This window comes from Alterinioella nitratireducens (assembly GCF_013155465.1).
In the GTDB taxonomy this organism is placed as follows: Bacteria; Pseudomonadota; Alphaproteobacteria; order Rhodobacterales; family Rhodobacteraceae; genus Alterinioella; species Alterinioella nitratireducens.
Genome location: NZ_JABJVX010000004.1, coordinates 42,946 through 64,605, shown reverse-complemented (window position 1 = coordinate 64,605; position 21,660 = coordinate 42,946). Strand labels below are relative to the sequence as shown.

Below are 21,660 nucleotides of genomic sequence, written 5' to 3'. Positions count from 1 at the left end.
CATAAACCGCGCCTACGGTCGCGACAGCGGCGGTATTCGGGGCCTTAGCTCAGCTGGGAGAGCGCCTGCATGGCATGCAGGAGGTCAGCGGTTCGATCCCGCTAGGCTCCACCAAGCACCTTGCAACGCAAGCTGCACGATCCGGCAGCATATCCCAAGGATATGCGAGAGGATCCCCCTGCCCGAAATTGATCCCTTCTCCGACGCCGCCTACAATGCTCCGATCCCTGTCCAGTCCCGGATACCAGCCATGACCGCACCCGATTTCGGCCCACCCACCGAACTGCCCGCCCGCACGGGCACCGCCATCCGGCTGCGCCCCGGCGACCGCATCCGCATCACCAACACGCATGGCAGCCAGGTCGTCGACACCTGGGCCGTGAGCGCGAATGACCCATCCGAGGTTCTGTCGATGGAGCATACCCGTCGCGTCACCGGCCATCTGCATCCGGTGACAGGCGACCACATGCTCAGCAATCGCCGCACGCCCATGCTGGCTCTGGTGGAGGACAGTTTTCCCGGCACGCATGACACCATCGTGGCCTGTTGCGATCCGTGGCTCTATGCGCATCTCGGCTGTGCCCCCGGTCATGCCAATTGCCGCGACAATTTCATCGCCGCGCTGGCCGAACAGGGCCTCCATGCCGATACCGCGCCGAACCCGCTGAACCTGTGGATGAATGTGCCGGTCGAGGGCAATTCCGTCACCGTCACCGCGCCGCTCAGCCGTCCGGGCGATAACGTTACCTTCCGCGCGCTCTGCGACCTTTTTCTCGTGCTCTCGACCTGCCCGATGGATGTCCCACCGGGCAGCGGCGCGGCCCCGATCAACGGCCCGGACTGCACACCGATGCCGGTGCATTACGCCGTCGCGCGGTAGCGCGTCACAGCAGCCAGTCGCTGCCTTCGCGCACCTCGATCAGCGTCGGGCGACCCGCCTTGAAGGCCGCCGCGAAGACCTCGCGGAATTCCGCCTCCGATCCCGGGCATTCCGCATGGCATTGACAGGACCGTGCCAGCATCTGGAAATCCGGGTTGATCCCGTCGATTCCGACCCGGTCGATGCCGCGCGCATCCATGTCGTCGCGGATCTGTTTCAGCGCCTCGTTGTTCCAGATCACGATGGGCAGGGACAGGCCCTGTTCGGCGGCCACCAGGATCTCGGGCATGGTGAACATGAATCCGCCATCGCCCACCATCGCCGCCACCGGCACGCCGGGCCGCGCCTTCATCGCGCCGATCGCATTGGGCAGCGCATTGCCGAGCGAGCAGAACCCCGCCGGATACATCCAGTGGCGCGGCGCGCGCGTGGGCAGGGAGAAGAGCCCGGTATAGGCGATCTGCGTCGCATCGGCGGACCAGATCGTGCCCTCGGGCGCGACCTCGTCCATGATCCTCGTCAGGCGCACATGCTGACGCTCGGCGGGGCTGAGCGTGGCGGCGATGCTCTCGCGGACCTGCACCAATTCCGGTCGCGGATCGCACACCGCCGCGCCCCCCTCCAGCGCCTTGCGCAGCCGCGCCATGGCGTGTTTCGTATCCCCCACGATGCCGATCTTGGGCGGGTAGAGATCGCTGATCTTGGTCGGGTCGATATCGACGCGGATGATGTCGCCGGGCAGGTCCATCCGCTCGACATAGCTGTCGGTCTCGGCCAGTTCCGTGCCGACGGCCAGGATCACATCGGCCTTGGCCGCGAAGTCCCTGACTTCAGGCTTGCCCATCGCGGCAGAGAGCGACAGCGGGTGATCATCCGGTACGATCCCCTTGCCCGCGCTGGATGGAATCACGGCGGCGCCCAGCGCCTCGGCAATCGCGGTCAGGTCCGCCGCCGCCCCGGTCGCGCCGCCGCCGGGCAGGATCAGGGGGCGCTTGGCCCCCCGCAACAATTCCGCCGCGCGGTCGACCAAAGCCATATCGGGTGCCGGGCGGGCGGGCAGCGGAACGGCCTCCCAGATCTCGTCCACCAACTCGGCCTGCACATCCATCGGCAAAGAGATATGCACCGGGCGGGGCCGCTGGCTGTTGAAGGCGGCAAAGGCGCGCGCCACCAGGTCGGGGATGTCGGCGGCACAATGCGCGGTGGCGGAAAACGCGCAGATCGGCTCGGTCACGCCGCGTTGTTCGGTGATCTCGTGCAATACGCCCCACCCCTTGCCAAGCGTTCGCGTCGGCGGCTCGGCCGAGATCAGCAGCATCGGCAGGCTGTCGGCATAGCACTGCCCCACAGCGGTGGCCGCATTGGTCACGCCGGGGCCGGAGATGACGACGGCCACCCCGACCTCGCCGGTCGCGCGCGCCCACCCCTCGGCCATGTAGCCCGCGCCCTGTTCATTGCGCGCCCGGATATGGGTGATCGCGCCCGCATTGTCGCCGCCGGTCAGGCCCCGGCACAGATCCAGCGTGTGAACGCCGGGAATACCGAAGACGGTGCTCACGCCATAGCGCGCCAGAAGGCGCATCGTCGCTTCGCCACAGGTCATGCTCATCGGGCCGGTCCTCCGTTCTTGCCATCGCGCGGGGAGTTGACCACCGGGCCGCCCGAATGGCCAGCACGAAAATGGGCGGCGGGGGGCCCATTGCCCATCCGCCGCCCATGCGTGCCACTGGCCGGTTATTGCAGCGTGATCTCGCCGACCAGATCGCTGAGGTAATAGACCTGGTAGGTGCCCGGCGTGCCCGCGCCGAGGAAATAGAGCCCGCGATCCGAGCCGTTCGCCTCCTCGTCATCCCAGCTGATCGAGTTGGAGTAATCGTTCTGCAACGACCCGCTCAGATCCTGCCCCAGCGGGGCCAGGGGAATGCCATCGGGGCCGACCAGCGAGATGTAGTTGTTATAGAAGAAGAAGCGGTTTTCACCCTGATCGGAATCCGTCTTGGTGTTCATCAGCGGCCTCAACGTCGCATCCAGCCGCAGAAGCTGCCCCATGGTCGGCGTCATGGTGATGGCCAGTTCGCCGCCCGTCAGCCGCCGGTCGCGCGACATGGATTCGTCGATGGAGAGGCCGTTCAGCGTGACCTCGACTGTCTCCAGCGGGCTCATCATCTCGCTGACGGGGATGTCGAGGTTCAGGATGATTTCGAATTGCTCGCCCTCCTCCCCCACGGTCAAGGTCGCCTGCGTGACGCCGTCTGGCACCATCCACAGGTTGTTCAGGAACGCCTGCGCGGTCTCATCGGGCCAGTCGCGCGGGCGGCGGGCCGAGATGGAGCCGCCGGAGAGTTCCACCATCGGCAGGTAGTTGATCCGCCCGAAGGCGCGCAGCCCGTCCTCGTCGCCGCCCTCGAAATTCAGCAAGATGTCGCGCCGCGAAATCGAGACGCGGTCCAGATCATCCGACCAGGCGACGTTGAAATCCAGGTCGATATAGTAGAAATCCTGATCCGGTCCGCTTTCCAGCATCGGCAGGGCGCAGCAGGCCATGCCGTGATCGGGCTGCAATTGCGGCAGCGTGTCATAGCGGGTGACGGAGATCGAGACCGGCGTCAGCGGCGATTGCGCCAGAACGGGCGCCGCAGGCAGCGACAGGGCCAGGGCAAGGACTGTGGCGGATGCGAAACGGGACATTGGTGAAAACCCTCCAAAATTGCTTTGATTAAGGGTTACAGCCTAGGGGGAGTCGCCGGGTTCGCTCAAGGTTTGTCCTGGATTTACCCCGGCTCACCCTCGCAGATGGGTCAGCAGGGCGGCGCTGGCGATGCCGTCCACGCCAAGACCGTTGGCGCGCTGGTAGTCGCGGATCGCCGACTGGCTGGCCGGCCCGATCACGCCATCCACCCCGCCGGTGTCATAACCCGCGCGGGTCAGCAGGCGTTGCACCTCCTGCCGTCCGGCCCGCGTCAGCCCGTATTCATCGGGCGGATAGGTGCCGCGAATGGGCGGCCCGCCGACCAGCCGGTCGGAGAGATGCCCGATGCCGATGACGTAATTGTCGGCGGGGTTGTAGCGCCGGATCGCAAAGAAGTTGCGGAACGCCATGATCCCCGGCCCGTTCACCCCCATCGGCAGAAGCAGCGCCGCCTCGCCGTGATCGGGCACCGGGGCCCCGTCCATGTCGCGCACGCCCGCCGCGTTCCAGGCCGCCACGCTGCGCCCGTTGCCGCGGCCGGCCAAGTCGGCGTCGAACCCGTCCGGCACCTGCACCTCCATCCCCCAGGGGCGGCCGCGCTGCCAGCCGTAGCGGCGCAGGTAATTGGCGGTGGTGGCGAGCGCGTCGGTCGGGTCGTCCTCCCAGGCGCCCTTGCGCCCGTCGCGGTTGAAATCGACGCCGTATTCCTCAAGCACCTCGGGCATGACCTGCGTATGCCCCATCGCCCCCGCCCAGGAGCCATACATATCGCCAAGCTGCGCATCGCCCCGGTCCAGCGTGCGCAAGGCCGACAGAAGCTGCGCGTTGAAGAACCGCTCGCGCCGCCCGTCAAAGGTCAGCGTGGCCATGGCGGCCAGCGTCGGGGCATCGCCCATGCGCGTGCCGTAAAAGGTCTCCATCCCCCAGATCGCCGCGACCACGTTTCCCGGCACGCCGTATTCCGCCTCGATCCCGTCCAGGGTGCCGCCATGCTGGCGCAGCCTCTGGCGACCTAGCGAAATCCGCTCATCCGAGGCGGCGATGGCAAGGTAGTCCTCCATCGTGCGGTTGAACTCGGCCTGGTTGCGGTCGCGCTCGATCACCAGCGGCACATAGCCCATCTCGCGGCTGGCGCGCGTCACCGTCGGCTCCGAGATGCCGCTGGCCACCGCGCGGGTCCGGAACCCCGCCAGCCAGGCGTCGAAATCGGCATTCGGCACCGTGCGCCATTCATTGGCGCTGCGCGCGGGCGGGGCGATGCCGCCGATCCCGGTGGAACAGCCCGCAAGGGCCAGCGCAGGCAGGCCGAGGGCGATCATGCGGCGGGTCGGGCGAAGGGTCATTGCGTGGGTCACTCCTGGGGTCGGGTCCGGGCCAGCCTGCACCGAAGCCACCGGGCGTTGCAATGGCCCGGTCGCCCGCGATTGATCCGGATCAAGTCCCGTCGGCTGAAACCCGCTATGATCCATGTCAGGACCAGCGGAGGGAAACGGCATGAGTCTGAAGAGCATCCTGTGCGCCTATGGCGGCGAGACCAGCGGCGGAGGCGAATTGCGCCATGCCCTGCGCCTGGCCGATCACCACGGCGCGCACCTAACCGGCGTGCTGCGCCACGGCAACGACCTGTTGCAATCGCGCCATCACGCGATGATCCCGCATGACCTGATGAAGCAGCTTCGCAACCTCGACTCTGACCGCATCACCGAGGTGAAGCGCAAGTTCGCCCGCACGATGGAGAAGTCGGGGATGCAGGACCGCTCCGAGTTCATCAGCCTGGAGCCCGAGGGCGGCGTTCGCCTGTCCGAGCTTGCCCGCCATTACGACCTGATCGTCACCGGCCCGCATAGCGGCGCGACCGCCGAATCGCACCTCTCGGCCAATCCCGACACGCTGGCGCTGAACAGTGGCCGCCCGGTGCTGGTGGTGCCCGACGGGTTCGAGGCCGAGGGGCTGTCCCGCCACGCGATCATCGCCTGGGACGGCAAGAAATCCGCCGCCCGCGCGCTTGGCGACGCGATGGCCACGCTGGAGGAAAAGGCCAAGGTCACGGTGCTGACCATCGGCAAGACCCTGCCCGCGGCCATGCCCGGTGGCGGCATCATGACATTGCTGGAGCGCCACGGCATCCACGCGGTGTCCATGCATGTCGACCGCGACCGCCGCTCCATCGCCCGGATCATCGCCGAAGCCGCGCAGAAGGTCGGGGCCGAATTGCTGGTCATGGGCGCGTTCGAACATTCCAAGTTCTCGCAGGACATCTTTGGCGGCGTCACCCATGACATCCTGAAAGCCCCGAAAATCCCGGTGCTGATGAGTCACTAAGCGCAATCCGAAAAGTGGGCACCGGTTTTCGGACCAGATTGCGCGTCCACAAAAGAGCGCAATCCGAAAAGTGGGCACCGGTTTTCGGAGCAGATTGCGCGTCCTCAAAAGAGCGCAATCCGAAAAGTGGGCACCAGTTTTCGGAGCAGATTGTGCGCCACTAAACCTGGCTAGATATCCAGCTTGATCACCGCGCCGGGGCTGGCGGCGCGGCTCTGGCAGGTGATCATCGCGCCCTCGCGCTGCGCCTTGGACAGCACGAAATCGCGATGCTCCACCGCGCCCTCCCGCACGCCGCATTTGCAGACACCGCAGATGCCATCCTCGCATTTTATATCGACGGCGATCCCGGCCTCCTGCAACATCTCGGCGGCGGATCGGTCCTCGGGCACCTCCAGCCTGCGGCCATCCTTGAGTTCCAGCGTGAAGGGGTGGTTGACGTAATCCGGCACCTCGGGGACCGAGAAATACTCCAGGTGCCGCGCCTCGTCCGGGAAGCCCGCCGCCTCCGCCGCCTCGATCACGCCCGCCATGTAGCGATCCGGCCCGCAGGTATAGACATGGGTGCCGGGGGCATAGGTCAGGATGCGGGGCAGATCGGCGCGGCTGCCTTCATCCGAGAAATGATACTGCACCCTGCCCGCCCAGGGCATCGCCGCCAGATCGTCCAGATACCCCGCGGCGCCCCGGCTGGAGCAGGAGTAATGCAGCTCGAAATCGCGCCCCAACGCGTGCAGCCTGTGGGCGAAGGCGATCATCGGCGTGATCCCGATACCACCGCCCATGAGGAAGGTTTTTCCGGCGTCTTCCACCAGCTCAAAGTGGTTGATCGGCTTGGAGATGAAGATCTTGCGCCCCTCGGCAAAGATCCGGTGCATCAGCGCCGATCCGCCCCGCCCGCCCTCCTCGCGCAGCACGCCGATCTGGTATTTCGACCGGTCCGCCGGGTCGCCGGACATGGAGTATTGGCGCAGGAACTCGGGCGCGACGACAATATCCAGATGCGCCCCGGCGGTCCATTCCGGCAAGTCGCCGCCATCGAGCGCGCGGAACTCGAACTTGGTCACCTCGGGGGTCATCTTTTCGGCCTTCGTCACCTCGACCCGGATCACGGGGGCATCGCCCGGAACCTTGTAGCTGTGCAGGAACCCGGTCTCGCCCATCTTCAGCCGCGCCTGGTATTCGCGCGCCGTGACCATCGCCTGATAGGCCTCGATCCCCGCCTCGCGGTCCATGTGGAACGGGTAGGGCCAGGGATGCGGGGCCAGCGGCGCGGGATAGACGGCCAGCGTCTGATCCTCGAATTTCAGGTCCAGATCCGTCTGCAAATCGCGTCGGTTGACCGCGTGCTGCGTCGGGCGATAGCCGCCATCCTCCTGCAACTCGATATCCCACCACCATTTCTTGACATCGTTCAGCCCGCCATTGCCGACCGCATCATCCAGCTTCGCCAGCACGGGGGCCGCCTTGGGCAGCTTCATCGCGGCCCACCGGAACGGGGCCTCCTTGAACAGCCCCTCAAGGTTCCACGGGCAGGTCTTCATGCAGCGCCCGCACATCGCGCCGCCCTTGGTGGTGATCCGGTAGGTGGCGCATTTCTGGCTGTCGGATTTCCAGATTTCGTAGCCATTGAACATCAGCTTCGGCCCGGCGGTGATCGCGCCGGACGGGCATTCGCGGGCGCATTTGTTGCAGGACTCGCAAAAGCTTTGCAGCCCGAAATCAATCGGCTTGTCATGGGTCAGCGGCATATCGGTCGTCACCACGCCGGATTTCAGGCGCGGGCCCAGATAGGGGTTCAGGATCACCTCGCCGATGCGGGAGACCTCGCCCAGCCCCGAGAGCAGCAGCAGCGGCGGCTGCAACACCTCGCCATCCATCACCGTATGCGCCTTGGCCTTGTAGCCGAGGTTGCGGATCTGCTTGGCGATCACGCCACCGAGCAGCGAGAACCGCAGATAGGCCCGCATCGACTGCGCCACCGCGATCCAGTCATCGCCGCTGGATCCTTCCATCGTCTCGTAACCCTGGTCGATGATCATGCTGATGGCCTGGTCATGCGGCGGGTCGATCGGGTCGCCGGCGGCGTCATGGGAATACCACGTCCAGTCCGGGCAGCGGCTGATCCCCACCGCATCGACGCCCAGGAAATAGCTCGCCGCCTTTATATTGGCGGCATTGCGGGCGGCGTCATCGGGGCGCGGACCGTCCCCGGCGGGGCCGTCCTGCAACAGCACGAAAGCGCCAAGCGCGCGGCGCTGCGCAAAGGCGGGCGCGGCCTTGCGCACGTAATGCCCGCCCTTGGCCCCGTCCTGCAACGCCTTGCCCATATCGCCGAATTGCGCACGGGCGAACATGTCGGCGCGTTTCGGCACCCGCGCGACGCGGGGCTCGTCGATATAGGTGGTGGGCGTGTCGACGCGTTTGAGCTTCTCAAAGGGCTGCGCGCCATCGACGAAGCGGCGCTTGTCATAAGGGTTGCCGTTCAGCCCCGACCGGGCAAAGCCCATCCCCAATTGCCACGCGGGGCCCCTGGTGCGGAACGCGGGCTGCGCCGCCTCGGGGGCCAGCGGCCTGTCGGCCTCGAGCGTCAGGTCGCAGGTCACAGCCGCCAGCCCGAAGCGATCCCCGATATAGGGCGCGCGCAAGGACTCCCCCCAGACCAGCCCCGCCGCAACGGCCAGCTTGTTCAGGTCCACATCGCTGGCGTTGGAGGAATGCGCACGCGCGTCGAACCCCAGGATGCGGATGTAATTGGCGATGACGCAGGCGGTTTCCGTCGCCCGCAGGCAGGCGCGATGCTCCTGCGCATCCTCCAGCCAGTCGCAGCCCTCCTCGCCTGGCTCCGGCGCGCGCGGGTTCTCGTAGAGGAAGACCAGAGCATGGCTATGCCCTGCGATGCTCGTCGCCGGGGCCTCCATGCTTTCCTTGAGGTCGGCCATGATCATGTCGATCCCCGAGGCCAGCGTCTTGGTCTGCTTGGTGCGCAGATCCTGCGCCAGGCGGTCGATATCGGGGTTCTCGACGGGGGTTTCCAGCAGCGCCGCACGCGGCAGCTCGCACACCCCCACCATCGCGGCATCCGAGAAGTAGCCGAATGATTTCAGGTGGTTCGACCGCTCAACCGGATCGGCGGGGATCTCGGCCACCGCCTTGTTGACCAGCCCGATCCGGATCGCATCCATCATCGCCTGGTATTCGCCCATCGCGTTGACGATGCTCTCCGGCGCCCCCGGCCTGCGGAAGGACAGGGGCCGCATCGGCGTTACGGCGTCCAGGTCCACGCGCGCCACCCGCGCCAGCCGTTCCAGCGGGAAGGGCCCCAGATGCACGGGGCGGGACTTGTCGGAAAAGATGCGGGTCATGAGCGGTCCTGTCTGGCGATCCTCGCCTTGAATACCGCGCCGCCGGAGATTAGTCATGTCACCCGAATGTATGACATCATGCGCCCCCTGCCCCGCGATGCCGCCGCGCGCCTTGCGGCCTCGGTCCCCGGCCCCGATTTCGGGCAGAGGCTGCTGGCCCATATCCGCACCGCCGCCAGCATCGCCAATTTCGGGGCCTTCTACATCGCCGATCGCGCGCGGCCCGACCCGGTGCTGTCGGTCTGGTCGGGCGAGATGAGCGATTACTGGTTCAACCGCAACGCCCGCACGATCCTGTCCAACCCCTTCCTGCGCGACGACATCGCCTCGCGGATCGCGGCCGCGCCCGAGGGTGGCCTCGCCATCGAACACTGGCACCCGCCCAGTCACGATCCCCGTGCACCGATCTACGCCCGTGATGGCGTGATCGAAAGGGTCACCGTCTCCTCGCGCACGGGCCGGGCCGGATTCCTGTCCTTCTACCTGCGCGGGGCCGAGGCCGGACCGATCAGCGCGCCGGACCTCGCCCGCCTCAAATCGGTCCTGCCGCTGGCCCATGAACTGATCGGGTTGCGCCATCGCATCGTGGGCTCCGAGGCGTTCCACTTCGCCCCCCGCGCCAGCGCCTCCGCCCTGCGGGAGCGCAGCGTCGCGGGCTTCGCCGGCCTCTCCATGCGTGAGGCGCAGGTCTGCGACCTCATCGTCAAGGGCATCAGCGTGGCGGGCAGCGCGCTGGAACTGGGCGTGTCCGAGAACACCATCCGCACCCTGCGCCGCCGTGCCTATCGCAAGCTCGGCCTGACCTCGGCCACGCAGGTGGTGGCGCTGGTCCTCGGCGCGGGTTCTTAGGGCTTTTCGACAGGCGATTTCCGTGAAACGCTGCCCGCGATAACGGAGGGTACCCCCATGCGGTTGCAGGACAAGACGGCGATCATCACCGGCGCGGGCTCGGGCTTCGGCGCGGGCATTGCGGCCCGCTTCGCGGCGGAAGGCGCGCGCGTCATGGTGGTGGATCTCAACGAAGGCGCGGCACAGGGTGTCGCGGGCGAGATCGGCGGCATCGCGCAGGTCTGCGATGTGTCCTCCGCGGCGGATGTGGCCGCGATGACCCAGACCGCGATGGACAGCTGGGGCCGCATCGACATCCTCGTCAACAACGCCGGCATCACCCATATGCCGAAACCGCTGGAGGAGGTCAGCGAGGAAGAGTTCGACCGCGTCCTCTCGGTCAACGCCAAGTCGGTCTACCTGACGGCGCGCGCCATCGTGCCCCATATGAAGGCCGCAGGCGCCGGCGCGATCCTCAACGTGGCCTCCACGGCGGGCGTCTCGCCGCGCCCCAACCTCAACTGGTACAACGCCTCGAAAGGCTGGATGATCACGGCCACAAAGACCATGGCGGTGGAGCTTGCCTCGCACGGCATCCGCGTCAACGCGGTCAACCCGGTGGCGGGCGAAACGCCGCTCCTGAAAAGCTTCATGGGCGAAGACACACCCGCGATCCGCGAAAAATTCCTCTCCACCATCCCGCTCGGCCGCTTCTCCACGCCCGACGACATCGCCAATGCCGCGCTCTACCTCTGCTCGGACGAGGCCAGCATGGTCACGGGCGTCGCCATGGAAGTCGACGGAGGCCGCTGCATATGACACCCCTCCTTTTCCCCTTCTTTGTTCCGAAAATATCCTCGGGGGAGCGCGAGGGGGCAGACAGCCCCCTCGCACCGGTCGGCGCGCCTGCGCGTCGAACCCATCCAAACTCGGCCCCCCGCCCATGATGCGCCCCGGTCCCCGCAACCTGATCACCGACATTCCCGGCCTTCTTGTCGGCAATGCCGAGGATCACGCCGTGAAGACCGGCGCAACCGTGCTTCTCTCCGACACCCCCTTCACCGCAGCCGTCCATGTCATGGGCGGCGCCCCCGGCACGCGCGAGACCGACCTTCTGGCCCCCGACAAGACGGTGCAGCAGATCGACGCGCTGGTGCTGTCGGGCGGCTCGGCCTTCGGGCTGGATGCGGCCTCGGGCGTGGCCGACGGGTTGCGCGCGGCGGGGCGCGGCTTCGACGTCGGCGGCCAGCGCGTGCCGATCGTGCCCGGTGCGATCGTCTTCGACCTGCTCAATGGCGGCGACAAGGACTGGCGCGACAACCCCTACAAGCGCCTCGGGCGCGCGGCGCTGGAGGCGGCGGACACACAGTTCCCCATCGGGACCACAGGCGCGGGCACCGGCGCCACGATTGCCGATCTCAAGGGCGGTCTCGGATCGGCCTCGCTGATCCTGCCCTCGGGCCATACGGTCGGCGCGCTGGTCGTGGTCAATGCGCTCGGGCAGGTGACGGTGGGCGACAGCCCGCATTTCCTCGCCGCGCCCTCTGAGATCGGGGCCGAGTTCGGCGGCCTCGGCCCCGCGCCCATCCATGACCCCACCGCCATGCCCCGCTTCAAGGGCCACGCGCGCGAGGCGACGACCATCGCTATCGTCGCCACCGATGCCGCGCTGACCCAGGCCGAGGCCACCCGCATGGCCACCGCCGCGCATGACGGCATGGCACGCGCGATCTCGCCCAGTCACACGCCGATGGATGGCGACCTCGTGTTCGCCGCCGCCACCGGCACCCGCCCGCTCGATCCTTCCGGTCAGACCCCGCTTCTGCTGGGTCATGCCGCGGCGCTGTGCCTCTCGCGGGCCATCGCGCGGGGCGTCTTTCACGCGACCGCCGCCAGGGGCGACACGCTGCCCACCCATGCCGACCGCTTCCGCCGGTCCTGATCGGGCTTCCCCGAAAGCCCCGGCGGCGTTACCCTGACGGGGAAGTTTTCACCGAACGGAGATGTCCCATGCGTCTTTTGACCCTCGCCACCGCCGCAACCCTGGCGCTTGCCCCCGTGCCAAGCCTCGCCGACAGCCATGCCGATCCCATCGCAACCAGCCTGCAAAACGCGCTGGACGCCTATGCCGATGGTGACCTGCAATACGCGCTGGACGAGCTCGCCTATGCCGAACAGCTTCTGAACGCGCTCAAGGCGGAAGGACTGGCCGAATTCCTGCCCGAGCCGATGGACGGCTGGACCATGACCCTCAACGAGGAAGCCGGGGCCGCGATGGGCTTCATGGGCGGCGGCTCCATCGCGTCAGGGGACTATTCCGGCAATGGCGACGGCTTTACCATCACCCTGATGGCCGACAGCCCCATGGTCACCTCGATGGGCGCCATGCTCGGCAACTCCGCCCTGATGGCCTCGATGGGCACGATCCACCGCATTGGCCGCGTCAGCTTCGTCGAGCAGGATGGCGACCTGAACGCGCTGGTGGCCAACCGCATCCTGGTGCAGGCCGAGGGCGGCGATATCGACACCATGATCGCCCACCTCGAAACCATGGATTTCCGCGAGATGCAAAATTTCGGGCAATAGGGCCGGTCTCGGTCAGGGCGCGATCAGCAGTTTCGCGTCCTTGACCGCCAGCGCCTGCGCGGATGTCTCCAGCGCCTCATTCAACGGCAGGGTGGCGGAAATGTCGGTTGACCAGGCCCCGGTCGCGAACCGCGCCTGCACATCCGTGACGGCCTTGCCAAGTTTCTCGACCCCGGCCTCGCGCATCCACTGGCTCAGCCAGAACCCCTCGATCCGCTTGTCCATGAAGATGAACTGGCCCATTTCTCTCAGCACCGGCGGCTTGGTCGCCAGCCGCCCATAGGTGATCCAGCGCGCCCCCTTCGGCATGGCAAAGAACAGGTCGGCCGAGATCTGGTCGGCCACCGCATCCAGCAGGACGCGCGGGCCCCGCGCCTTGATCACCTCCGCCGCCTTCTCCTTGAAATCATCCTGAGAGGTGACCAGAACCTCCGCAGCCCCGAGCGCCCTGAGGTCCTCGACCTGCTCGGCCCGGCGCACCACCGGGATGGGCGCGAGCCCGTGATCCTTGCCGAGCCCGATCATGAACTTGCCCAATTGCGAGCCACCGGCGGTAAAGAGGAAGCTTTCCGCGCCATCCTCCCGCGCGATGCCGAACATCGCCATCGCCGTCATCGGGTTCACGATCAGTCCGGCGGCATCCTTGTCCTTCAGGTCGGGGCGCAGCGGGATCATCTGTTTCGCATCGGTCAGCGCGTATTCCGCCCAGGTGCCCGAACCGCTGCCGAAAAAGCTGACCCGCTGGCCGATAAGCGGCGTGTCGCCCGCCACGACCTCGCCCACACCCTCGAAACCGGCAGGCGCACCCTTGACGCGCGGCTGACCGTAAAGCCCCGCCACGAACATCAGGTCCGAGGGGTTCACCGCCGCGCGCGCCACCTTGACCAGCGCCTGCCCCGAACCGACCTCGGGCAGCGGCACCTCGGCCAGCTCGACCAGCCCGGTCAGGTCTTTCGGCATGTCCCGGTCGCCGCCACTGGCGTAGCCGTCATGGCACTGGATCAGGGCGGACATCTTGGAGGGCAGGGTCATGGCTGGGTCTCCTTTGGCAGCATTCCGACTCTACCTAGTGCGCCCGACCCGCCCCCGCAAAGAAAAACCCGGACCGACGCCGCGTCAGTCCGGGTATCTCGTTTCGCCAGGGGCGGCGCCTGTCAGTGCAGACGTTCGCACTGTCAGTGCAGACGTTCGCCCACCTCGGTGATCGAGGCGTCGATCAGCTTGTTGGCATCGGCCGCACTCGTCTTCTCGGCGATCACCTGCGCCGCCACCTGGGTGGCGATGGCGATGGCGCGGTCGCGCACCTCGCGCACGGCATTGGCCTCGGCGGACGCGATCTGATCGGTCGCCGCCGCCAACCGGCGCTTAATCGAGGCTTGCAGATCGGCCTTGGCCTGCTCGGCGGCCAGCTGCGCCTCCTCGCGGGCCTGGGCGACGATACGCTCGGACTGCTCGGCCACTTCACGCTGCTTGCGCTCATAGGTGGCCAGGATCGTCTGCGCCTCTTCGCGCAGGGCACGCGCCTCGTCCAGATCGTCGCGGATGCCCTCGGCGCGCTTGTCCAGCATACCGGCCAGGATGCCGGGCACCTTGAAATAGAGCAGCACCGCGATGAAGACGAGGAAGCCAAGCCACGCCACGAAATCGGTGTTGAAGAGCGAGAAGAACGACACTTCGGCGGCAAGTGCCGGCGTTGCGATCAGGGTAAAGAGAAGGGTCAGTCGTTTCATGATCCTATCCTCTCACGCGGGCTTCGACAGCCGAGGCGATATCGGCCTCGTCGGCGGCGGCACCGGGGGCCAGCTTGGCCACGATCGCCTGCGCGGTGTCCTTGGCGACGGCTTCCACCGCCTCCAGCGCACCGGCGCGGATCTCGTCGATCACGGCAGCCGATTCCGCCGCTTTCGCCGCGATCTCGGCATCGGCCCTGGCGGTCGCCTCGTCCAGCTCGGCCATGATCTCGGACCGGGCTTCGGCGGCGATGCTCTGCGCCTCGGCACGGGCGTCAGCCAGCGCCTTGTTATAGGCGGTCTCCGCCTCCGTGGCCTGACGTTTCAGATCCTCGGCCGCGGCGATGTCATTCGTTATCGTGCCCTGGCGCTCGGCCAGAACCGCCCCGATCCGGGGCAGCGCGACGCGGTCCAGGATCAGGTAGATCGCCACGATGGCGACCACGAGCCAGAAGATCTGGTTCGGGAAAGTCGAAAAGTCGAGCTGCGGCATTCCGGGTGCGGAAGCAGCGCCCTCTGTTGCGTCAACAGCCATCATATCCTCCTGGAAACCGGGTTACTCCGGCCCACCCGTCCAAACAGATGGGCCGTGCGTAAGGATGGTCCGCTCGGGGGTTTAGACGGCGAACATCAGCAGCAGGGCGACGAGGAACGCGAAGATCCCCAGCGCTTCCGCGAAGGCGATGCCGATGAAAAGGGTCGCGGTCTGGCCGGCAGCGGCCGAGGGGTTGCGCAGGGCGCCTGACAGGAAGTTGCCGGCCACATGGCCAACCCCGATCGCGGCAGCGCCGGACCCGATTGCTGCAAGACCTGCGCCGATATGTGCGAGTTCACCTTCCATGAGAATTCTCCTTACGATTGGAAGTTTGAATTGAGAGTGACGGGTCGGACCTCAGTGTGACGGATGCAGCGCATCTTTCAGATACACACAGGTCAGAATGGTAAAGACATAGGCCTGGATGAAGGCGACCAGCACCTCCAGCCCGAAGACCGCCGTGATGGCGAAGATCGGCAGGACCGAGCCGACCCCCAGCACCCCGGCAAAGCCCGCGAAGACCTTGATCACGGCGTGACCGGCCATGATGTTGCCCGCCAGACGAATGGAATGGCTGACGGGGCGCACGAAATACGAGATCAGCTCGATGATCGCCAGGACGGGGCGCAGCGCCAGCGGCGCCGAGGCCACCCAGAACAGGCCCAGGAACTTGGTGCCGTTCTTGACGAAGCCCACCACGGTGACGGTCAGGAACACGGCCAGCGCCAGCACGGCGGTGACGGCGATATGCGAGGTGGTGGAAAAGCTCATCGGGATGAGGCCCAGGAAATTGGCCATCACGATGAACATGAAGAGCGTCATGATATAGGGGAAGAAGGGCAGCGCATCGCGGCCCGCCACATCCTCGACCATCTTGCGCACGAAGCCATAGGCCAGCTCCGCGATGGACTGCGCCCGGCTCGGGATGATCGCGCGGCCCGAGGTACCGACAACCATCATCAGCGCGACCGCCAGAACCGCCAGCAGCATCCACAGGCTCACATTGGTGGGGGTGTACCAAGCAATCGCGCCCTCGCCGAACAGACGCTCGGGGATGAACTGGTCCATCGGGTGGATCTGCAACCCGCTCGGCTCGACGCCGGGAATGTCATGGCTCGATCCGCCAACGGCGGCCGCGGCGTCACCGCCATGGTTCGAGCCGCCTTCCGCAAGGGTTTCCGCGCCGTTGGTTGCTGTATCTTCAGACACCGTTCAGTCCCTCTCATCGCCCTGCGCGGCCTCATTCGCCTGCGCATCCCGCTGCATCTCATGGGCGGATCGGATCATGGTTTTGACCCCCGCCACGAACCCCAGCAATGTAAACACAACCATCAGCCAGGGCGCGGTGCCGATCAGGGCATCCAGACCGAGGCCGATGAAAAATCCGATCCCCAGACCGGCCACCAGCTCTACCACCATCCGCCAGGCGTGCTGCGCCTGTGAATAATGCTCCTCGGTATGCGGTTTCGCGTCGCCCTGGCCCTTCAGCCGGTCCAGCCGTTCTTCCAGCGCCTTCAGGCGATCAGGATCAGGGTGGTCAGACATCGAAATTGCCCCATCCGAGGTGTCGTGCGGAACCTAGGCAGGCGGGGGGTGGGAGTCAACGCGAAGTTGACGTCGTTGGAGGCTGCCCATGTCATTGATATAGCTATATTTTTCCATTTGTCGTACCACCCGCCTCCCGGCACGGCGGCCCGCGATCCGCAAATCCCATATTCAACCCTTTGGTTGAGTATTCTACGGCACATGCCCGACCCGGCGCCCGAAAACCCGCATCGCGCGCCCGTCGATGAACAGCAACCCGGCGAAGATCAACGCCATCCCGGCGATGTGAAAGGCCCCGATCTCCTCGTTCAGGATGACGACGCCCAGGAACACCGCCGAAACCGGCGCGATGAAGGTGATGGTCGAGGCGGTGGTTCCGCCGACGATCCGGATCAGCCAGAACATCACGATGAAGCTGGCCGAGGTCAGCAACAACCCGATGAACAGCAGCGCCCCCCAGGTCTCGGCCCGCGTGATCACCGGCACGCCCTCGGCCCAGATCGCCAGGGGCGCGATGATCAGCGCGCCAAAGCTCAGCGACCATGCGGTCAGCACGGTCCGGTCCATCGCATCCATCCGGCGCAAGAGGTTCACTGCGATGCCATAACACAGCGGCGCCGAGATCGTGCCCAGAAGCGCCCAGGGGTTCGACGGCCCCTGCCCCCGCATCGCCGGGATCGCCATGACGACGATGCCGGCAAAGCCCAGCACCACCCCCGCCGATTTCAGCGGCGTCGCGCGTTCGCCCTGCGGCCAGACATGGCTGACCAGCACCACCATGATCGGCGTCATCGCATTGACGATGCCCGCGGCGGAGGAGGTGATGAATTGCTGCATAACCGGGTAGATGGTCAGCGGAACGGCATATTGCACCGTGCCGAACAGGGCCAGCTGCGCCAGCGCCGCGCGCGGCACCGCCGCCGACACCCGCCGCACCGACAGCCACAGCCAGCAGCCCACCGCCCCCATGCCGACCCGACCCAAGCCCACCGTGATCGGTCCCAGCTCGCGCAGCAGGATCTCGTTGAAGAAGAAGGACGACCCCCAGCCGATGCCCAGCACGAAGATCACCAGCCAATGGCGCACTGTCATCTGTCGGTCTCTCCTGTCGCGTCCGGTCCGCCGCCCGCTCTACCCCCGATCGCGCGCCATGCACAATCCGGAACCTGCGCTTTCCCTGCCGCTCCGCACCGCGTAGAGTTCCGCCATGCCCGCCTCTCTCGACACCGTCTTCGCGGCCCTCGCCGACCCCACCCGCCGCGCCATCCTGTCGATGCTGCTCGAGGATGACATGGCCGTGACGGATGTGGCCGAGCCTTTCGAGATGTCGCTGGCCGCGATCTCCAAGCACCTGACCATCCTGGCCCATGCGGGCCTGATCACGCAGGAAAAACGCGGCCGTCTGAAATGGTGCAAGCTGGAGCCCGACGCGCTGAAAGCGGCCTCGGTCTGGATGCAGGGCTTCGGCCAGTTCGAGCCGGTCAACCTCGACGCCTTCGAGGCCTTCCTGGCGCGCGAATTCAACACGCCCTCAGACTGACCCTTTCATTTTGCCGGAAATACCTCGGGGGTGTGGGGGCAGCGCCCCCACGAAAGGGGGTGGGTGGGCGGGCCCACCCACCCGTCAATGCTCATCCTTCAACAGGAGCAGCAACGCCACCGCAGTCAGCCCGACCCCCACCGCCACCAGCGGCCCCGGCAATCCGTTGCCTAGGAAGAACTCCCACCCGATCACCCAGGTCGGCGTCAGATAGGTATAGGCCATGACCTTGGAGGAGGGCAGATGCAGCGCCGCGAATTGCAAGAGCACCGTGGTCGCCGCGCTGGCGAAGACCGCCGTGTAGACCAGCGTGATCCAGACGATCGCGGGCAGCCCCGGCCAGTCGGTCGCCACAACCTCCTGCCAGCCCCAGCCCATCAGCGTGACCGCGCCGCCCAGCATGGTGCCGAAGGCGAAGACGACCGCGTTCTCGCCCCGGTTCAGCATCCGCACCATCGGCGCGTAAAGCGCATGCGCCGCGCAGCCGATGAAATAGATCACCTCGCCCCGGCCCACCTCGAAGGCCATCAGCGCCCCCAGGTCGGCCCGGAAGATCACCCAGAGCGCGCCCACCGCGCCGCAGAACATCGCCAGCGCCATCCGGCCTGTCATGTGCTGGCGCAAGAGCAGGTATCCGAACCCCGCCGCCATCAGGGGCGTCAGCGTGAACACCGCCGAGGCCGACACCGGCGGCGCGGTCTTCAGCCCCTCGAACATCATCACGAAATAGAAACCGAAGAGGCCGCCCAGCACCAGGTAGCGCCAGGGCGCGCGAAAGGCGGCGCGCGGCACCCCGCCCCATGCCAGCGCCACGCCCCCGATCACCGCCGCCGCCAACACGAAACGCACCGCGTTCAGGGCCACCGGCGCGATATGATTGGCCGCCAGTGAGCCCAGCGAGAACGACCCCGCCACCAGCGCCGAGAACACCAGCATGGCCAGGTGGCCGCGAGACACGCCTGACATGTCAGGCGGGCTCCACCGGCCAATCCTGCACTTTCTCTTTCAGGAACCGCAGGAAGGTCTGCACCTTCGCCGTCCGGTGCAGGTCCATATGGGTGACCAGCCACAGCTTGGTCGACCACTCCTCCATCGGCGGCAGCACCTCGACCAGCGCGTCTTCCTCGCGCACCTCGGCCCGGCTGATGAAGCCGATGCCCATATTCGCCCGCACCGCGTGGCGGAACGTGTCCAGCTCATTGGCGCGGAACACGATACATTCGGCCGGCACCTGCTCGGTCAGCCAGCGCAGGAACGGCGCGCGGCTGTTCTCGATGGTCGAGCCGATGAAACGGTGACTGTCCAGGTTGGTGTCATCGGGCAGGCCATGCGCGTCGACATAGGCCTGCGTGGCGTAAAGCCCGACCGAGGAGGTGCAGAAGGGCTGCACGATATTGTCGGGGCTGTCGCCGGGCTTGCCCGCCCGGATGGCGACATGCGCCTCGCCGTATTCCATGCGGAAGAGCCGCGTATCGGTGACAAGCTGCACCCGCAGGTCGGGATGACGCTCCTGGAACTCGCCCATCGCGGGCACCAGAAGGCCCGAGAGCCCGTTGATCGAGGTCACGATCAGGTCGCCCGTCACCTCGTTGCCGCGCCCCTTGATGCGGCCCGCAAGCTGCGTGAACTGGTCATCGGCACGGCTGCCGACGCTCAACAGGTCCTGGCCCGCCTCGGTCGGCGTGTACCCGCGCGCGTGGCGCTGAAACAGCTTCGCGCCAAGCCGCCCCTCCAGCGCGTCGATATGGCGAATGACGGTGGCATGATGCACCCCCAGCACATCCGCCGCGCCGCTGACCGTCCCCATCCGCGCCACCTGGTAGGCGGTGCGGATCTCATCCCAATGATCAAATGACATATCCATAACTCCGTGCGCCACTGCACATAAACCATATCATCTGGCCAGATTGTGCCTGATCGCGCAAGGCCCAATTTGTCGGAGCATGCAAGACCCCCCATCAACAGGATCCAGATCATGCCCCATTCCATCCTCCGCCTCGATGCCTCCGCCCGCCGCGACGGCTCGGTCACGCGCGACCTGACCGGTCGTATCCTGGCCCGGTTCCCGCAGGCCGATGTCACCACCCGCGACCTGGCCGACGGCCTGCCGCTGATCGACGCCGCCTGGGTTGCCGCGAATTTCACGCCCGAGGCAGACCGCGACGCCGCCCAGCGCGCCGCCCTCGCCCTTTCCGATACGCTGATTGCCGAGGTCAGGGCCGCCGACACGCTGGTCATCGGGTTGCCGATCTACAATTTCGGCGTGCCCGCGACGCTCAAGGCCTGGATCGACCTGATCGCGCGGGCCGGCGTGACCTTCCGCTATACCGAGGCCGGGCCCGAGGGCCTTCTGACCGGCAAACGCGCCATCGTCGCGGTTGCATCTGGCGGCACCGAGACAGGATCGCCACTGGACTTCGCCACCGGCTACCTGCGCCATATTCTCGGCTTTGTCGGCATCACTGATGTCAGCTTCGTCAGCGCCGACCGGATGGCGCTGGACCCCGAGGCGACGGTGAAATCCGCGCATGACCAGGTCGCCGCATTGCCACTGGCGGCGTGACCCCGACGAGGCGCGCCACCCCTGCGGAGGCGCGACCAGCCTCCGCAGGGGCAGCGCGGCCTGCGGATGGGCCCGAATGGACGGGCTATCTTCTTTGCAATCCGGACCTTTGGGCTCCGTTCCAGTGCGGAATGGATTGCCGGGGCCGGACCGGGCGCGATACCCGGTCTCTTCCGCCTGTCGGAACGGAAGGCATGGCGCATGGCTGACCGACGGCCTGGTCAATCGCGTCTTCGACATCTTGTTCGGCAAAGGTATCGAGCCTGCGCGCATTCCGAAGGCGGAGAGGCGCAAACCGCTGGCCCGCCTCCTCAGCCTGCCCCTGCCAGATGAAACCGAACGCATCCCATCCACCGCCCGTCCGGCGACGCCCAACGCGGCGTTTCGCATATAGGCAGGCCCGTGCTAGCCTGCGTCCCATGCGTTCCCTTGTCTTTCTCGCCCTCACCCTCCTCCCCTCGCCGGCCCTCGCCCTCACCTGCGCGCTGAGCTTCGACATCACCGTCACCCACGGCATCGGCCCCTACCCGCCCGGCACCACCCTGTCCGGCGAGGCGCAATTCCGCACGGTCCGCTCCTTCCGCCAGGAAGGCGGCGCCACCGGCCACCTCGCCACCGGCTCGATGACCCTGGACGGCAATATCGCCGGTCGCCTGTGGACGCTCATCACCACCCGGCGCACCCAGGCCGCCGATCTGGTCGGGGTCTATGCCGTCGATGTCGAGGGGCTGGAATTCGCGGGTCAGGAATTCACCGGACCGATGGCCATCACCCTCTACGGCGATCCCGGCAGCTGGCGCCATGACCGCCCGCCGATCACGCAAGATGAATGGGACAGCCTCGACCTGCGCCGCGTCTTCATCCTGCACGCCTCCAACAGCCAGGACATGCTCGGCGGCGACGTCACCCGGCTGGATGCCACCTGTGTTGACTCCGACGCCCCACAGGACTAAACCCCGCGCCAATACCCGGGAAGTGCCAGCTTTCCGGTCCTGGCCTGCGTCAGGATCGCCCCCCGTCAGCGAGGTTTCGCCCACGGGGGTGTTGGTGCATTCGGGCTCGGCCCCTATCTTGGCG

The 21,660-nt window shown here is 66.7% G+C and carries 22 protein-coding genes and 1 tRNA gene; 10 read left to right on the top strand and 13 right to left on the bottom strand.

Annotation, left to right across the window (positions count from 1 at the left end; all coding sequences use genetic code 11):
• Window positions 1-38 precede the first annotated feature (38 nt).
• Together HNS34_RS07995 and HNS34_RS07990 are read left to right on the top strand one after the other, a co-directional pair.
• Window positions 39-114: transfer RNA gene (locus HNS34_RS07995), tRNA-Ala, on the top strand.
• 136 nt (window positions 115-250) lie between these two features.
• Window positions 251-880, top strand: a complete 630-nt coding sequence (locus HNS34_RS07990) for a DUF1989 domain-containing protein (RefSeq protein ID WP_172319531.1) — start codon at window positions 251-253, stop codon at window positions 878-880.
• A gap of 4 nt (window positions 881-884) precedes the next feature.
• Here the strand turns inward: HNS34_RS07990 and HNS34_RS07985 are convergent, their stop codons facing one another.
• The 3 genes from HNS34_RS07985 to HNS34_RS07975 all read right to left on the bottom strand — a co-directional run bounded on the left by HNS34_RS07985 (window position 885) and on the right by HNS34_RS07975 (window position 4,912).
• Entirely contained in the window at window positions 885-2,489 is a 1,605-nt protein-coding gene (locus tag HNS34_RS07985) for a 5-guanidino-2-oxopentanoate decarboxylase (protein WP_172319530.1), read from the bottom strand.
• Between the two features lie 125 nt (window positions 2,490-2,614).
• Window positions 2,615-3,568 (bottom strand): hypothetical protein, encoded by a 954-nt coding sequence (locus tag HNS34_RS07980; RefSeq protein ID WP_172319529.1) that lies wholly within the window; start codon window positions 3,566-3,568, stop codon window positions 2,615-2,617.
• Between the two features lie 93 nt (window positions 3,569-3,661).
• Window positions 3,662-4,912, bottom strand: coding sequence for a lytic murein transglycosylase (locus HNS34_RS07975; protein ID WP_235952668.1), 1,251 nt, complete (start codon window positions 4,910-4,912; stop codon window positions 3,662-3,664).
• A 151-nt stretch (window positions 4,913-5,063) separates the two neighbouring features.
• On the opposite strand from HNS34_RS07975, the gene HNS34_RS07970 reads away from it, so the two are divergent.
• Window positions 5,064-5,891 carry a universal stress protein gene (locus HNS34_RS07970; RefSeq protein ID WP_172319528.1) on the top strand — a complete coding sequence of 276 codons (828 nt, stop codon included), beginning with the start codon at window positions 5,064-5,066 and terminating at the stop codon, window positions 5,889-5,891.
• A gap of 170 nt (window positions 5,892-6,061) precedes the next feature.
• Here HNS34_RS07970 and HNS34_RS07965 read toward each other — a convergent pair whose 3' ends face one another.
• A complete protein-coding gene (locus HNS34_RS07965; protein WP_172319527.1) occupies window positions 6,062-9,256 on the bottom strand; it encodes a reductive dehalogenase in 3,195 nt (1,064 codons plus the stop codon).
• A 66-nt stretch (window positions 9,257-9,322) separates the two neighbouring features.
• Here HNS34_RS07965 and HNS34_RS07960 point away from each other — a divergent pair, with 66 nt between their 5' ends.
• The 4 genes from HNS34_RS07960 (at window position 9,323) to HNS34_RS07945 (ending at window position 12,670) form a co-directional block, all read left to right on the top strand.
• Window positions 9,323-10,105, top strand: coding sequence for a helix-turn-helix transcriptional regulator (locus HNS34_RS07960; RefSeq protein WP_172319526.1), 783 nt, complete (start codon window positions 9,323-9,325; stop codon window positions 10,103-10,105).
• 57 nt (window positions 10,106-10,162) lie between these two features.
• On the top strand, window positions 10,163-10,903 hold the full coding sequence (locus HNS34_RS07955) for an SDR family oxidoreductase (protein WP_172319525.1): 741 nt from the start codon (window positions 10,163-10,165) through the stop codon (window positions 10,901-10,903).
• Window positions 10,904-11,030: 127 nt separating this feature from the next.
• Entirely contained in the window at window positions 11,031-12,026 is a 996-nt protein-coding gene (locus HNS34_RS07950; RefSeq protein ID WP_172319856.1) for a P1 family peptidase, read from the top strand.
• Between the two features lie 68 nt (window positions 12,027-12,094).
• A complete protein-coding gene (locus tag HNS34_RS07945) occupies window positions 12,095-12,670 on the top strand; it encodes a hypothetical protein (protein WP_172319524.1) in 576 nt (191 codons plus the stop codon).
• 12 nt (window positions 12,671-12,682) lie between these two features.
• Here HNS34_RS07945 and HNS34_RS07940 read toward each other — a convergent pair whose 3' ends face one another.
• From HNS34_RS07940 to HNS34_RS07910, 7 genes are all read right to left on the bottom strand, one after another.
• Window positions 12,683-13,702, bottom strand: a complete 1,020-nt coding sequence (locus HNS34_RS07940; RefSeq protein ID WP_172319523.1) for an alcohol dehydrogenase catalytic domain-containing protein — start codon at window positions 13,700-13,702, stop codon at window positions 12,683-12,685.
• 143 nt (window positions 13,703-13,845) lie between these two features.
• Window positions 13,846-14,400, bottom strand: coding sequence for a F0F1 ATP synthase subunit B (locus HNS34_RS07935; RefSeq protein ID WP_172319522.1), 555 nt, complete (start codon window positions 14,398-14,400; stop codon window positions 13,846-13,848).
• 4 nt (window positions 14,401-14,404) lie between these two features.
• Window positions 14,405-14,935, bottom strand: coding sequence for a F0F1 ATP synthase subunit B' (locus HNS34_RS07930; RefSeq protein WP_172319521.1), 531 nt, complete (start codon window positions 14,933-14,935; stop codon window positions 14,405-14,407).
• Between the two features lie 81 nt (window positions 14,936-15,016).
• A complete protein-coding gene (locus tag HNS34_RS07925) occupies window positions 15,017-15,241 on the bottom strand; it encodes a F0F1 ATP synthase subunit C (RefSeq protein ID WP_172319520.1) in 225 nt (74 codons plus the stop codon).
• Window positions 15,242-15,292: 51 nt separating this feature from the next.
• Window positions 15,293-16,042 carry a F0F1 ATP synthase subunit A gene (locus HNS34_RS07920; RefSeq protein ID WP_328700503.1) on the bottom strand — a complete coding sequence of 250 codons (750 nt, stop codon included), beginning with the start codon at window positions 16,040-16,042 and terminating at the stop codon, window positions 15,293-15,295.
• 105 nt (window positions 16,043-16,147) lie between these two features.
• A complete protein-coding gene (locus tag HNS34_RS07915) occupies window positions 16,148-16,480 on the bottom strand; it encodes an AtpZ/AtpI family protein (protein ID WP_172319519.1) in 333 nt (110 codons plus the stop codon).
• Between the two features lie 192 nt (window positions 16,481-16,672).
• Window positions 16,673-17,572, bottom strand: a complete 900-nt coding sequence (locus HNS34_RS07910) for a DMT family transporter (RefSeq protein WP_172319518.1) — start codon at window positions 17,570-17,572, stop codon at window positions 16,673-16,675.
• A gap of 115 nt (window positions 17,573-17,687) precedes the next feature.
• On the opposite strand from HNS34_RS07910, the gene HNS34_RS07905 reads away from it, so the two are divergent.
• The gene (locus HNS34_RS07905) at window positions 17,688-18,020 is read left to right on the top strand and encodes an ArsR/SmtB family transcription factor (protein ID WP_172319517.1); all 333 of its coding nucleotides are present in this window, start codon (window positions 17,688-17,690) and stop codon (window positions 18,018-18,020) included.
• 84 nt (window positions 18,021-18,104) lie between these two features.
• Here the strand turns inward: HNS34_RS07905 and HNS34_RS07900 are convergent, their stop codons facing one another.
• Complete coding sequence (locus HNS34_RS07900) at window positions 18,105-18,986, bottom strand: DMT family transporter (protein ID WP_172319516.1); 882 nt, start codon at window positions 18,984-18,986, stop codon at window positions 18,105-18,107.
• 1 nt (window position 18,987) lies between these two features.
• The gene (locus HNS34_RS07895; protein ID WP_172319515.1) at window positions 18,988-19,878 is read right to left on the bottom strand and encodes a LysR family transcriptional regulator; all 891 of its coding nucleotides are present in this window, start codon (window positions 19,876-19,878) and stop codon (window positions 18,988-18,990) included.
• A 117-nt stretch (window positions 19,879-19,995) separates the two neighbouring features.
• On the opposite strand from HNS34_RS07895, the gene HNS34_RS07890 reads away from it, so the two are divergent.
• A complete protein-coding gene (locus HNS34_RS07890; RefSeq protein ID WP_172319514.1) occupies window positions 19,996-20,583 on the top strand; it encodes an FMN-dependent NADH-azoreductase in 588 nt (195 codons plus the stop codon).
• 419 nt (window positions 20,584-21,002) lie between these two features.
• Window positions 21,003-21,536 carry a hypothetical protein gene (locus HNS34_RS07885; RefSeq protein ID WP_172319513.1) on the top strand — a complete coding sequence of 178 codons (534 nt, stop codon included), beginning with the start codon at window positions 21,003-21,005 and terminating at the stop codon, window positions 21,534-21,536.
• The last annotated feature ends 124 nt before the right edge of the window (window positions 21,537-21,660 follow it).

Coding starts and splice junctions, on each gene's coding strand:
- HNS34_RS07990 (WP_172319531.1), top strand. CDS start 251: ATGACCGCACCCGATTTCGGCCCACCCACCGAACTGCCCGCCCGCACG.
- HNS34_RS07985 (WP_172319530.1), bottom strand. CDS start 2,489: ATGAGCATGACCTGTGGCGAAGCGACGATGCGCCTTCTGGCGCGCTAT.
- HNS34_RS07980 (WP_172319529.1), bottom strand. CDS start 3,568: ATGTCCCGTTTCGCATCCGCCACAGTCCTTGCCCTGGCCCTGTCGCTG.
- HNS34_RS07975 (WP_235952668.1), bottom strand. CDS start 4,912: ATGACCCTTCGCCCGACCCGCCGCATGATCGCCCTCGGCCTGCCTGCG.
- HNS34_RS07970 (WP_172319528.1), top strand. CDS start 5,064: ATGAGTCTGAAGAGCATCCTGTGCGCCTATGGCGGCGAGACCAGCGGC.
- HNS34_RS07965 (WP_172319527.1), bottom strand. CDS start 9,256: ATGACCCGCATCTTTTCCGACAAGTCCCGCCCCGTGCATCTGGGGCCC.
- HNS34_RS07960 (WP_172319526.1), top strand. CDS start 9,323: ATGTATGACATCATGCGCCCCCTGCCCCGCGATGCCGCCGCGCGCCTT.
- HNS34_RS07955 (WP_172319525.1), top strand. CDS start 10,163: ATGCGGTTGCAGGACAAGACGGCGATCATCACCGGCGCGGGCTCGGGC.
- HNS34_RS07950 (WP_172319856.1), top strand. CDS start 11,031: ATGCGCCCCGGTCCCCGCAACCTGATCACCGACATTCCCGGCCTTCTT.
- HNS34_RS07945 (WP_172319524.1), top strand. CDS start 12,095: ATGCGTCTTTTGACCCTCGCCACCGCCGCAACCCTGGCGCTTGCCCCC.
- HNS34_RS07940 (WP_172319523.1), bottom strand. CDS start 13,702: ATGACCCTGCCCTCCAAGATGTCCGCCCTGATCCAGTGCCATGACGGC.
- HNS34_RS07935 (WP_172319522.1), bottom strand. CDS start 14,400: ATGAAACGACTGACCCTTCTCTTTACCCTGATCGCAACGCCGGCACTT.
- HNS34_RS07930 (WP_172319521.1), bottom strand. CDS start 14,935: ATGGCTGTTGACGCAACAGAGGGCGCTGCTTCCGCACCCGGAATGCCG.
- HNS34_RS07925 (WP_172319520.1), bottom strand. CDS start 15,241: ATGGAAGGTGAACTCGCACATATCGGCGCAGGTCTTGCAGCAATCGGG.
- HNS34_RS07915 (WP_172319519.1), bottom strand. CDS start 16,480: ATGTCTGACCACCCTGATCCTGATCGCCTGAAGGCGCTGGAAGAACGG.
- HNS34_RS07910 (WP_172319518.1), bottom strand. CDS start 17,572: ATGACAGTGCGCCATTGGCTGGTGATCTTCGTGCTGGGCATCGGCTGG.
- HNS34_RS07905 (WP_172319517.1), top strand. CDS start 17,688: ATGCCCGCCTCTCTCGACACCGTCTTCGCGGCCCTCGCCGACCCCACC.
- HNS34_RS07900 (WP_172319516.1), bottom strand. CDS start 18,986: ATGTCAGGCGTGTCTCGCGGCCACCTGGCCATGCTGGTGTTCTCGGCG.
- HNS34_RS07895 (WP_172319515.1), bottom strand. CDS start 19,878: ATGTCATTTGATCATTGGGATGAGATCCGCACCGCCTACCAGGTGGCG.
- HNS34_RS07890 (WP_172319514.1), top strand. CDS start 19,996: ATGCCCCATTCCATCCTCCGCCTCGATGCCTCCGCCCGCCGCGACGGC.
- HNS34_RS07885 (WP_172319513.1), top strand. CDS start 21,003: ATGCGTTCCCTTGTCTTTCTCGCCCTCACCCTCCTCCCCTCGCCGGCC.